The following is an 11871-nucleotide window of genomic DNA, read 5'->3' on the forward strand; positions in this document are numbered from 1 at the left end:
TGGCGCAGCGCGGTTTCGGTGGAAGCCCCTCGTTGTTTCACCGGAGTGACGAAGACGCCCTGCGTGTTACGGATCGATGAATTGCCAGATGCCCGTCCGGGCGATCGTTATCGTGGCGCAACCTTCGAGGAAGGCGAAAACCGGCCGCGGCGGGCCTTCCGATGACCTGGCATGGGGGAGCCGAGTCGGGCAGTTCGGGAGGGCCGGCCGCGGCCGGGGTCCAGGGAGATCAGACCGCTTCGGCGGTCTCCGGGAGCTCGATCGCGAGCTTCTCCGTGAGATCGACGACCTCGGCGAGATCGCCGAAGTCGCGTACAGCCGTGTCGACGGTCTTTCGGATACGAGTGTTGACTCGCTCGGAGCGGACCTTCTTGGCGATGTGCATGGCCTGCTTGGCCAGCACCGCGCTCTGCTCGGGCTCGCGCCGCAGCAGGTGCACGGTGGCCATGCCGATCAGGTTGAGCGCGTACGACCGCTGGTGCTCGGAGTCCTCGGCGAACAGCTCGACGGCCCGCTGCATGAGGGGCTCGGACAGGGACGCGTACGTGGGGCTGCGGCCGGCGACGTAGGCGAGGTCGCGGTAGGAGTGGCTGTTCTCGCCGTACAGCTCGGCCTCGGAGAAGAAGCGGATCCAGTCGGGGTCCGGCTCGTCCCACTCGTCGACCTCGCCGAAGGTGTCCTCGGCCATCCGCACGGCCCGCTTGCACTTGCCGGGCTGCCCCATGTTGGCGTAGGCGCGGGCCTCCATCGCATACAGCATCGACTGGGTGCGCGGACTCGCGCAGTCGCGGCTGCCGTACTGCGCGAGGTGGATCAGCTCCAGGGCGTCGTCGGGCCGGCCGAGGTGGATCATCTGGCGGCTCATGCTGGAGAGGATGTACGAGCCGAGCGGCCGGTCGCCGGCCTCCTTGGCGGCGTGCAGGGCGAGGACGAAGTACTTCTGCGCGGTGGGCTGCAGACCGACGTCGTACGACATCCAGCCCGCGAGCTCCGCCAGTTCGGCGGCGACCTTGAACAGCCGGCGGGTGGTGGTCTCGGGCTGGGGTTCCTGGAGGAGGTCGGTGACCTCGTGCAGCTGACCGACGACCGCCTTGCGGCGCAGGCCGCCGCCGCACTGGGCGTCCCACTGGCGGAACATGACCGTGGTGGACTCCAGGAGGTCCAGCTCGGGCTTGGACAGCCGGCCGGGGCGGCGGCTCGCGGCGAACTGCTCGGCCTCCGGCTGCGGGGCCTGGGGGCCGGGCACCAGCCAGCGCTGCATCGGCTCGATGAGGGACGGGCCCGCGGACAGCACCAGCGAGGTCCCGAGGAAGCCGCGCCGCGCCAGCATCAGGTCGCTGCGCGAGAACTCGCTGAGCAGCGCCACCGTCTGAGGGCCCGTCCAGGGCAGGTCGACGCCGGTCGCCGAGGGCGACTGGCGTGCGGCGCGCAGACCGAGGTCCTCGACGGAGACCACGCAGCCGAACCGCTCGGAGAACAGGTCGGACAGGATCCTGGGGATGGGCTCGCGGGGGTTCTCGCCGTCCAGCCAGCGGCGCACCCGGGAGGTGTCGGTGGAGATGTGGTTGGCGCCCAACTGGCGTGCCCTGCGGTTGACTTGGCGGGCGAGTTCACCCTTCGACCAGCCGCTGCGCACGAACCAGGACGTGAGCAGCTCGTTCGGGCGCTTGTCCGTGCTGGTCGCGGTTGTCCCGCTTCCGCCGTTGCCGCTCACTGGAACGCCCCCATCCCTGAGACCACTTGTCGCTGAGTGCGCCAAGCCCTATCAGAATGCCGGTAAATAGGGCCTCCCGTCCGCCGGTTGTCACCCTTCGAACGGAAAGCCGACTTGCCTCCGGCATACCCACGAGTGCATGTGCCCCCAGGCCTCGCACACTCAAAGTAATCCTACGATCACGCGTCCAGCCATGGCGATCCCGGAAACGCCACCATTCGCCACCCCATCGAATGAACTGTCGGTGGCCTTCACGCGATTCACTTGACATAGGACGGCCGGGAGTAGGCGGAGCGATGCACTCAGGGGCGCGCGCCGCCGAGTTCACCACCCGGGGCACTTCGGAGCGCCGCCTGGACCCAGCGGATCCGGTGACCCGGGAACACGCAGGGTCACGTTCCGCATCCGTGTCGTAACCACCGACGCGTCGGACACGTTGGAGGGGGTATGGGCTTCACGATCGGCGGCATCCGGGAAATCCGCTCCGGCACACGCAGGCGCGGTCGTTCCTCGGAGTGCACCACCGCGGTCGCCGAGTTCACCGGCCTGTGGGGCTGGGACGTCGTGGCGGGGGCGCGGGCCGCCGCGGGCGCCTGCTCCTGCGGCCGGGTGGACTGTGGCGCACCGGGGGCGCACCCGCTCGAGTTCGCGCCCCAGGTCCCGGCCGGCGCCACCCTCGACGAGGTCACCAAGACCTGGGGCGAGTTCCCCGGAGCGGCGGTGATGCTCCCCGTCGGCCGGGCCTTCGACGTCATCGAGGTCGCCGAGGCCGCCGGCCGCAACGCCCTGGCCCGCCTGGAACGCATGGGCCTCCCCCTCGGCCCGGTCACCGCCACTCCGGACGGCCGCGCGCACTTCTTCGTCGCCCCCGGCGCCGCCGCCGAGCTCCCCGACCTGCTGTACCGCATGGGCTGGGACGACCCCACGGCCCTCGATCTGCGCGGCCTCGGCCCCGGCACGTGCATCACCGCTCCGCCGTCGGACCGGGGCGGGCTGGGTCCGGTCCGCTGGCTGCGCCCGCCGGCCCTGGACTCGGCGACCCGGCCACCGGCGGCCCGGCTGCTGCTGGGGACGCTGGCCTACGTGGCGCACCGGTCACGGGCCTAAGGCCCGGACGCCTCCGGGCGGGCCCGGCCCCACACACGGCGAAGCGCCCGCCTCCCGGACCGTACATCGGGAGACGGGCGCTTCTCGGACCACGTACCGGATCGGCAGGTGGTGGGGTCACTCCCCGATAAGGGCGTCAACGAACGCCTCCGGCTCGAACGGCGCCAGGTCGTCGGCGCCCTCCCCCAGCCCGACCAGCTTGACCGGCACGCCCAGCTCGCGCTGCACGGCGACCACGATGCCGCCCTTGGCCGTGCCGTCCAGCTTGGTCAGGACGATGCCGGTGATGTCGACGACCTCGGCGAAGACGCGTGCCTGGACGAGACCGTTCTGCCCGGTGGTGGCGTCGAGGACGAGCAGCACCTCGTCGAGCGGCGCGTGCTTCTCCACGACCCGCTTGACCTTGCCGAGCTCGTCCATGAGGCCGGTCTTGGTGTGCAGGCGGCCGGCGGTGTCGATGAGCACGACGTCCGAGCCCATCTCCTTGCCCTCCTTCACCGCGTCGAAGGCCACGGAGGCGGGGTCGCCGCCCTCCGGCCCGCGCACGGTGTAGGCGCCGACCCGCTCGCCCCAGGTCTGCAGCTGGTCGGCGGCGGCGGCACGGAAGGTGTCGGCGGCGCCGAGCACGACGGAGCGCCCGTCGGCCACCAGGACGCGGGCGAGCTTGCCGGTGGTGGTGGTCTTGCCGGTGCCGTTGACGCCGACGACCATGACGATGCCGGGCTTGCTGTTCTCCGGCTCGGTCTTCACCGTGCGGTCCATGTCGGGGCCGACCAGCTTCAGCAGCTCCCCGCGCAGCAGGCCGCGCAGTTCCTCGGGGGTGCGGGTGCCGAGCACCTTCACGTGCTCGCGAAGGCTCTCGACCAGCTCCTGGGTGGGCTGCACACCGACGTCGGCGGTGAGCAGGATGTCCTCGATCTCCTCCCAGGTGTCCTCGTCGAGGTGCTCGCGCGACAGGAGCGTGAGCAGACCCTTGCCGAGCGCGTTCTGGGAGCGGGAGAGTCGGGCGCGGAGGCGGACGAGCCGGCCGGCGGTCGGCTCGGGCACCTCGATCTCGGGGACTTCCAGAGCCGGCGGTTCCTCGACGACGACCGGCGCCGAGCCGTCCGGAAGATCCACCTCCTCTATCGTCCGGCGCGGTTCGTCGCGCGGGGTCTCGGCCTCGTCGCCGACGTGCGGCTCGGCCGGCGGGGCGGTGATGTCGGGCGCGGAGGGCGGTGGCGGGGGCAGCGACTTCTTGCGTCGGCTGCCGACGACGAGCCCGCCGAGCGCGCCGAGCACGACCACGGCGATGACTACAGCAAGGATGACGGTTTCCATAACCCGTCCAGTATCGGCCATGGCCCAGGCCGGGCCCAGTGCGGAGTGCGTGCCGGTCTCGTGGGTTCCTCCAAAGAGCCGCCCACCCGGGACGGTGGCGGCTTGCGCACCCATGGCTATCTGACGCTGCGTCAGCTACCGTCCCCCGCACATCCGCCCGGCGAAGGGGACCCCCATGCCCGTCACGGTCGTACGCTTCAACCTCGTCGCGCCCGGCGCCACCCCCGCCGAGCTGGGCGCCCGCTACCGGGCCGCCCTGGAGATGGCCGCGTACGCGGACCGGCAGGGGATCACCACCGTGCAGACGGAGGAGCACCACGGCGTCGCGAACAACTGGCTGCCGTCGCCGTTCGCCTTCGCGGCCGCCGTGTTCGGGGCGACCAGCCGGATCGCGGTGACCGTCTCGGCGGTGATCGGCCCGCTGCACGACCCGCTGAGGATGGCGGAGGAGATCGCCGTACTGGACCTGCTGAGCGGCGGACGGCTGGTCACGGTCGCCGGGATCGGCTACCGCCCCGAGGAGTACGCGCTGTTCGACGTCGACTGGAAGCGGCGCGGAAAGCTGCAGGACGAGCTGCTGGAGACGCTGCTGAAGGCCTGGACCGGGGAGGAGTTCGAGTACCGGGGCCGTACGGTACGGGTCACCCCGCGCCCCTTCACCGAGCCGCACCCCCTGCTGCTGGTCGGGGGCTCCTCCAAGGCCGCCGCCCGCCGGGCCGCCCGTGTCGGCCTGCCCTTCTTCCCCAGCGCGCACCTGCCCGAGCTGGAGGCGTACTACAAGGAACGGCTCGTCGAGTACGGCACCGAGGGCTGGACCATGATGCCGACCTCCGAGACCCCGCTCCTGCACATCGCCGAGGACCCGGACCGGGCGTGGGGCACCTACGGCGAGCACTTCCTGCACGAGGCGCGGACCTACGCCTCCTGGCAGTCCGGCGACATCCGCTCGGCCGTGAAGTCGGCGGCGACGACCGTGGCCGAGCTGCGCGCGGAGGGTGTGTACCGGATTCTGACGCCGGACCAGTGCGTGGAGCAGGGGCTGGACAACCTCGTCCTGCATCCCCTGGTGGGCGGGATGCCGCTGGAGGAGGGGTGGCGCAGCCTGCGGCTGTTCGCGGAGCGGGTGATGCCGGGGCTGGAGGGCTGAGCCGGGCGGCGTCCGACAGTGCGATCCGGGCGGCATCCCGCGAGCGCGAGCCGGACGGCATCCCACGAGCCGGGGCCGAGGCGGCACGGGGCGTGGGCCACGCACCGCCGCCCCCGTCCGGACGGTGAGTCCGGGCGGGGGCGGCGACGATACGAGGAGAGGGGCAGCGGGGACTTGGCCCTTCTCCCCGAGTCGGTGAGGGCGGTCAGCCCATCTCCTCCAGCGTCTTGCCCTTGGTCTCCTTGACGAACTTCAGGACGAAGGGGATGGAGAGCGCGGCGAAGACCGTGTAGATCACGTAGGTCGCGGAGAGGTTCCAGTCGGACAGCGACGGGAAGCTCGCGGTGATGGCCCAGTTGGCGATCCACTGCGCGGAGGCGGCCACGCCCAGCGCGGCGGCGCGGATCTTGTTCGGGAACATCTCGCCGAGCATGACCCAGACGACCACACCCCAGGACAGGGCGAAGAAGAGGACGAAGACGTGGGCGGCGATCAGGGCGGTCCAGCCCTGCGCGGCCGGCAGCTTGCCGTCGACGAGGTCGAAGGAGAAGGCCCAGGCCTCCAGCGCGAGGCCGATCACCATGCCGACGGAGCCGATGATGGCGAGCGGACGGCGGCCGACGCGGTCCACGAAGAGCATCGCGATCACGGTGCCGATGATGTTGATGATCGACGTGGTGAAGGAGTAGAAGAACGAGTCCGTCGGGTCCACGCCGACCGACTGCCACAGCGTCGAGGAGTAGTAGAACGCGACGTTGATGCCGACGAACTGCTGGAAGACCGACAGGCCGATGCCGATCCAGACGATCGGCTTGAAGAAGAAGCCGCCGCCGAGCAGGTCCTTGAAGGTGGACTTGTGCTCGCTCTTCATGGCGTGCTCGATCTCGGCGACCCGGGCGTGCAGGTCGGCGTTGTCGCCCTCGACCTCGGCGAGGATCTCGCGGGCCTTGTCGCGCTTGCCGACGGAGATCAGGAAGCGGGGGGACTCGGGGATGGCGAGGGAGAGCAGGCCGTACAGGACGGCCGGGACCACCATGACGCCGAGCATGACCTGCCAGGCCTCCAGGCCCATCAGCTTGCCGCGCTGGTCGCCGTCGGCGGCGTTGAGCAGGCCCCAGTTGACCAGCTGGGAGATGGCGATGCCGATGACGATCGCCGCCTGCTGGAAGGAGCCGAGCCGGCCTCGGTACGCCGGCGGGGCGACCTCGGCGATGTAGGCGGGGCCGATGACCGAGGCCATGCCGATGGCGAAGCCGCCGACGACCCGCCAGAAGGCGAAGTCCCACAGCGCGAAGGGCAGCGCCGAGCCGACGGCGCTGACGGTGAACAGCACGGCGGCGATCTGCATGACCCGGATGCGGCCGATCCGGTCGGCTATGCGGCCGGCGGTCGCGGCGCCGATGGCGCAGCCGATCAGGGCGATGGCGATGACCTGCGCGAGCGCAGCGGAGCCGATGTCGTAGCGGTCCCGGATGGCCTCGACGGCGCCGTTGATCACGGAGCTGTCGTAGCCGAAGAGGAATCCGCCCATCGCGGCCGCGGCCGCGATGAAGATGACATGCCCGAGATGATCGGGATGAGCCGTTCCGGCTCCGGACTTCTGTGTCTGCGCTGTGGTCACGCGTTCAACTCCTCGGGCCACCGGCAACGCTGCCGGGTGGGGGACCCTTCCAAGGTGGTACCTGAAGGTAAAAGCAACATTGCCGAGACTATGCCTTCAAGTTTCGAAGTCAAGAGGGCCCACGTGTGAAGTTTTAGCGCAGGGGTAACGGGCGAGTGTTCAAGTCTTGAAGAGATGCGGTGGTGGAGCGGCGGGTGGACGGCGCTCAGCGCAGCCGCTGGCTGATGACCTTCGACACGCCGTCGCCCTGCATGGAGACGCCGTAGAGCGCGTCGGCGACCTCCATCGTGCGCTTCTGGTGGGTGATCACGATGAGCTGGGAGGCCTCCTGCAGCTCCTGCATGATCCGGATCAGCCGCTGCAGGTTGGTGTCGTCGAGCGCCGCCTCGACCTCGTCCATGACGTAGAACGGGCTCGGCCGGGCCTTGAAGATCGACACCAGCAACGCTACGGCGGTGAGCGAGCGCTCGCCACCGGAGAGCAGGCTCAGCCGCTTGACCTTCTTGCCCGGCGGACGCGCCTCCACGTCCACGCCCGTGGTGAGCATGTTGTCCGGGTCGGTCAGGATGAGCCGGCCCTCGCCGCCGGGGAAGAGCCGGCTGAAGACGCCCTCGAACTCCCGGGCGGTGTCCCGGTAGGCCTCGGTGAAGACCTGCTCGACGCGCTCGTCGACCTCCTTGACGACCTGCAGCAGGTCGGCGCGGGTCTTCTTCAGGTCCTCCAGCTGCTCGCTGAGGAACTTGTGGCGCTCCTCCAGCGCGGCGAACTCCTCCAGCGCCAGCGGGTTGACCTTGCCGAGCTGCTGGTAGGCGCGCTCGGCCGCCTTGAGCCGCCGCTCCTGCTCGGCCCGGTGGAACGGCTTCGGCCGGTTGCGCGGGTGCTCCGGGTCCTCCGGCAGCTCCTCGCCCTCGGCGGGCGGGGAGGGCGGTACGAGCTGGTGGGGGCCGTACTCGGAGACGAGCCCCGCCGGCTCCACGCCCAGCTCCTCCAGCGCCTTGGTCTCCAGCTGCTCGATCCGCATCCGTTTCTCGGCGCCGAGGACCTCGCCGCGGTGGACGGAGTCGGTGAGCTTGTCGAGCTCGGCCTTGAGGTCGCGGCCGGCGGTGCGGGCGGCGGTGAGCTCCTGTTCCCGGCGGGCCTTGGCGGCCTCGGCGGCCGTGCGCTCCTCCTCGGCGCGGCGCAGGGAGACCTCGACGTGCGCGAGCAGCTGGCGCGCACCGGAGGCGACGGCCTCGGCGACGGCCGCCTCGTGTCGCAGCCGCGCCCGCCGCTGCTCGGCACGCGCGCGTGTGTCGCGCTCCGCTCGGGCGGCACGGTCGAGGGAGTCGGCACGGCCGGCCAGGCCCTTCACCCGCTCTTCGTGCGTACGGACCTGGAGGCGGGCCTCCATCTCGGTCTGGCGGGCGTTGGCGCCGTCTGCGGCGAGGCGGTCGCGGACCGAGGTGTCGGGCTCCTCCTCGACCGGCATCTCCTCGGCGACGGCGAGGCGCTCGGCGAGTTCCTCGACCTCCTGCAGGGCCCTGTCGAGGGCTTCCTGGGCGCGGGAGGCCGCCGCTGCGGAGCGCTCCGCCTCACCGGCCGCGCCTCTGGCCTGTCCGGCGAGGCGGCCCAGCTGCTGGGCCACGGCCGACTTCTCCCGGTCGGCGGCCCGGCGGCGCTCGCCGAGTTCCTCCACCAGGGCGGCGCACTCCCTGCGGCGTTGCTGCGCCGTGTGCTGGGCCTCGGTGAGTGCCTCGCAGCGGACTTCCAGCTCTTCCAGTTCGGCGGCGGCCTCGTCCACGGAGGCCTGTACTTCGAGCAGGCTCGGGGCGCCCGCGGAGCCGCCGTGGGCGAAGTGGGCACCGAGGAGGTCGCCTTCGGCGGTGACGGCGGTGAGGTGGGGGTGGGAGTAGACCAGTTCCTCGGCGTCTTCGAGGGTGGACACGACCACGATGCCGTGGAGGAGGCGGCGGATGGCGGGCAGCAGGTCGGAGGGAGCGCGGACGAGGTCCGCGGCGTGCTGCCGTGTGGCACCCGCGGGTTCGTGGGGGCCGGTCGCGTGGTTCCCCGCGTCCCCTGGGGTCTCCGGGGACCCCGCCAGGATGAGTGACGCTCGTCCGCCGTCCTGCTTGCGCAGCAGGCGGATCGCGTCCGCCGCCGCCGACGGTGACGTGACCGCCAGTGCGTCCGCGGCCGCGCCGAAAGCCGCCGCCAGCGCGACCTCGTGGCCCGGGGTGACGGTCAGCAGTTCGGCGGCCGGGCCCAGCAGGCCGGAGAGACGATCCTTCGCTCCCAGCAGCGCGCCCGTGCCGTCCTTGCGGCGCAGGCCCAGTGCCAGCGCCTCGTGGCGGGCCCGGGTCGCCGCGCGCTTGCGTTCCGCCGCCGTGGCAGCCTCGCGGGCGGCGCTCAGCTGTGCCTCCGCCTCGGCCAGCGCGGCCTTCGCCGCCTCGTGCCGTTCGGCCAGTTCCGTGTCGCCGGCGTCGAGTTCGTCGACCTCGGCCTTCAGGGCCTCGTACTCCTCCTGCGCGGCGACGGCACGCTCCTGGGCCTCGTCCCTCGCCGCGGCCAGGCGGTCGATCTCGGCCTGGGCGGAGGCGGCGCGCGAACGGGCCGCGTTGACCTGCCCGCCCAGCCGGGCGAGGCCCTCACGGCGGTCGGCGATGGCGCGGGCGACGTCCTTCAGACGCCGCTCCTCCTGCGCGAGTTCGCGCTCCAGCTCGGCGCGGTGCGCGACGGTGTCCTCCAGGGCCCGTTCGGCCGCCTCCAGGGCCGCTTCGAGTTCGGCCTCCTGCTCCCGGATGCGGGCCGCCTCGCGCTCCATGTCCTCGGGGTCGCGTCCGCGCCGCTCCTCCGGCGGCACCGAGGTCGCGCTCTTCACGCGCGCGTCGGCCAGCGAGATCGTGCCGCGGACGCGTTCGGCGAGCTGGGAGAGCTCGTACCAGGTCTGCTGGGCACGCTGGAGGCGCGGGGCGAGCCGGCGGACCTCGTCCTCCAGCAGGCCCTCGCGCTGGAGGGCCTTCCGCAGCTCCTGCTCCGCGGCCTCCTTGCGTTCCTTCAGCGCGGCCTCGTCCGCGACCTCGGTCTGCAGCGCCTGGCGCAGTCGTACGAGATCGTCCGCCAGCAGGCGCAGCCGGGCGTCCCGGAGGTCCGCCTGGATGACGGCTGCCCGGCGGGCGACGGCGGCCTGGCGGCCCAGGGGCTTGAGCTGCCGGCGGAGTTCGTCGGTCAGGTCCTGCACGCGCGCGAGGTTGGCCTGCATCGCGTCCAGCTTGCGCAGGGCCTTCTCCTTGCGCTTGCGGTGCTTGAGGACGCCGGCCGCCTCCTCGATGAAGGCGCGGCGGCCCATGGGGTCGGCGTGCAGGACGGAGTCGAGCTGGCCCTGGCCGACGATGACGTGCATCTCGCGGCCGATGCCGGAGTCGGAGAGGAGTTCCTGGATGTCCAGCAGGCGGCAGGTGTCGCCGTTGATCTGGTACTCGCTGCCGCCGTTGCGGAACATGATCCGCGTGATGGTGACCTCGGCGTACTCGATGGGCAGGGCGCCGTCGGAGTTGTCGATGGTAAGGGACACCTCGGCGCGGCCCAGCGGCGGGCGGCCGGTGGTGCCGGCGAAGATGACGTCCTCCATCTTGCCGCCGCGCAGCGACTTGGCACCCTGCTCGCCCATCACCCAGCTGAGGGCGTCGACGACGTTGGACTTGCCCGAGCCGTTCGGCCCCACGACACACGTGATGCCGGGCTCGAACCGGAGCGTGGTCGCCGAGGCGAACGACTTGAACCCCCGGAGGGTCAGGGCCTTGAGGTGCACGCCGCCGGACTCTACCTTCCGCCGGTGTCTCACTCCATGAACCCGCGGTTTCACCCTTGAACGTGCAGGGCACACCAAACGTTAAAGAGAGTGAAAGGGTGCGGGGGAAAGAAAGAAGGGACGCCGAAGCGTCCCTTGCACATCCGACAACTCAGCGATTGGCACGGGCAGTCCAACCCCTGTTGTCATGATGCGATGCAGTGATCAGGTGAGCGCGGGCTCCGCCTGGTGTGCGTCGATGCTCTCCATGATCCTGTCGTGAGAAGCGGCAGCCGTCAGGGCGTCGTTCTCGGCCTGGATACGTACGAGCTCGGATTCCAGGTCCTGGACGCGCTGCTGGAGCCGTCGCATCTCGGCGAGGAGTCGAGGGTCGGAGCCGCCGACGTAACCGAGAAGCGCCTTTGCCATGATGGATGGTCCTCCACACTGAGTGACCGACCGAAGCGGTGTGGGTCGTGAGGGATTCGCACCCGCGGTGCTTGACACTGTTGAGTTCGTGTTGCTGTTCATCCATGCCAAACAGCGAAGGTGCGCGGGGTGCTTTCAGCGTCTCACCAAAAAGTTTGACGGTCAACACGATCACGCCCCGTATTGGCGGGCATCCGGGGGGCAAGCGGCCTGGAACTGGCGGCGCTGCGACTCCCGCGGGCCTGTGGGGGCGTGACGATCATCCTTGCGTGCGGAGCCTGCCAGAGCAAGCCTGTTCTTGGCAACCACCAGGCAATTTTCTGCTCGGGGCGGTCGCCGGAAGCATCTCCGCGCGCTTCCGCCCGGCCCGCTTCACGGAAGCGGCTCAGCGGATGGCGAAGCCGTCGTAGCCCCCGCGGGGTGTGTCCCAGATCTCGGTGACGCCATCCACGCGACCGGGCGTGTCGTCACCCTGGAGCCAGTCCAGCAGTCCTTCGCACCGCTCCCGGGCGCCTTCCGCGACCACCTGGACCCGTCCGTCGCCCAAATTGAGAGCAAAGCCACTCAGGCCGCCGAGCTCCAGGGCCTTGGCCCGCGTGAACCAGCGGAAACCCACACCTTGGACCCGTCCGCGCACCCAGGCGACCAGTCGTACATCCTCGCTCATGGGTGCAACCTAACCGGCCAATGTCCCTCCGGACACTTCCTCCCCTGGCGCCATGCGGTACCGTCCCCTGCCAAGCAATCTCACACGAAACTCACTCGAA

Annotated in this window: 8 protein-coding genes; 2 read left to right on the plus strand and 6 right to left on the minus strand. The window is 70.9% G+C overall.

The window, feature by feature from the left end; all coding sequences use genetic code 11:
• Positions 1 to 229 precede the first annotated feature (229 nt).
• A complete protein-coding gene (locus ACIGDI_RS30905; protein ID WP_399903445.1) occupies positions 230 to 1714 on the minus strand; it encodes a hypothetical protein in 1485 nt (494 codons plus the stop codon).
• A gap of 447 nt (positions 1715 to 2161) precedes the next feature.
• Here ACIGDI_RS30905 and ACIGDI_RS30910 point away from each other — a divergent pair, with 447 nt between their 5' ends.
• A complete protein-coding gene (locus ACIGDI_RS30910; protein WP_399903448.1) occupies positions 2162 to 2821 on the plus strand; it encodes a bifunctional DNA primase/polymerase in 660 nt (219 codons plus the stop codon).
• 117 nt (positions 2822 to 2938) lie between these two features.
• On the opposite strand, the gene ftsY is transcribed toward ACIGDI_RS30910, so the two are convergent.
• Complete coding sequence (ftsY, locus tag ACIGDI_RS30915; protein ID WP_399903451.1) at positions 2939 to 4141, minus strand: signal recognition particle-docking protein FtsY; 1203 nt, start codon at positions 4139 to 4141, stop codon at positions 2939 to 2941.
• A 175-nt stretch (positions 4142 to 4316) separates the two neighbouring features.
• Here ftsY and ACIGDI_RS30920 point away from each other — a divergent pair, with 175 nt between their 5' ends.
• The gene (locus ACIGDI_RS30920; protein WP_399903454.1) at positions 4317 to 5288 is read left to right on the plus strand and encodes an LLM class flavin-dependent oxidoreductase; all 972 of its coding nucleotides are present in this window, start codon (positions 4317 to 4319) and stop codon (positions 5286 to 5288) included.
• 205 nt (positions 5289 to 5493) lie between these two features.
• Here the strand turns inward: ACIGDI_RS30920 and ACIGDI_RS30925 are convergent, their stop codons facing one another.
• From ACIGDI_RS30925 to ACIGDI_RS30940, 4 genes are all read right to left on the minus strand, one after another.
• Positions 5494 to 6909, minus strand: coding sequence for a sugar porter family MFS transporter (locus ACIGDI_RS30925; protein WP_399903457.1), 1416 nt, complete (start codon positions 6907 to 6909; stop codon positions 5494 to 5496).
• 205 nt (positions 6910 to 7114) lie between these two features.
• Positions 7115 to 10696, minus strand: a complete 3582-nt coding sequence (gene smc / locus ACIGDI_RS30930; protein WP_399903459.1) for a chromosome segregation protein SMC — start codon at positions 10694 to 10696, stop codon at positions 7115 to 7117.
• A 204-nt stretch (positions 10697 to 10900) separates the two neighbouring features.
• The gene (locus ACIGDI_RS30935; RefSeq protein WP_058922942.1) at positions 10901 to 11104 is read right to left on the minus strand and encodes a hypothetical protein; all 204 of its coding nucleotides are present in this window, start codon (positions 11102 to 11104) and stop codon (positions 10901 to 10903) included.
• A 385-nt stretch (positions 11105 to 11489) separates the two neighbouring features.
• On the minus strand, positions 11490 to 11771 hold the full coding sequence (locus tag ACIGDI_RS30940) for an acylphosphatase (RefSeq protein WP_384814943.1): 282 nt from the start codon (positions 11769 to 11771) through the stop codon (positions 11490 to 11492).
• Positions 11772 to 11871 lie beyond the last annotated feature (100 nt).

The organism is Streptomyces sp. NPDC085900, assembly GCF_044540925.1.
In the GTDB taxonomy this organism is placed as follows: domain Bacteria; phylum Actinomycetota; class Actinomycetes; order Streptomycetales; family Streptomycetaceae; genus Streptomyces; species Streptomyces gilvifuscus.

Coding starts and splice junctions, on each gene's coding strand:
- ACIGDI_RS30910 (WP_399903448.1), top strand. CDS start 2,162: ATGGGCTTCACGATCGGCGGCATCCGGGAAATCCGCTCCGGCACACGC.
- ACIGDI_RS30920 (WP_399903454.1), top strand. CDS start 4,317: ATGCCCGTCACGGTCGTACGCTTCAACCTCGTCGCGCCCGGCGCCACC.
- ftsY (WP_399903451.1), bottom strand. CDS start 4,141: ATGGAAACCGTCATCCTTGCTGTAGTCATCGCCGTGGTCGTGCTCGGC.
- ACIGDI_RS30940 (WP_384814943.1), bottom strand. CDS start 11,771: ATGAGCGAGGATGTACGACTGGTCGCCTGGGTGCGCGGACGGGTCCAA.
- ACIGDI_RS30935 (WP_058922942.1), bottom strand. CDS start 11,104: ATGGCAAAGGCGCTTCTCGGTTACGTCGGCGGCTCCGACCCTCGACTC.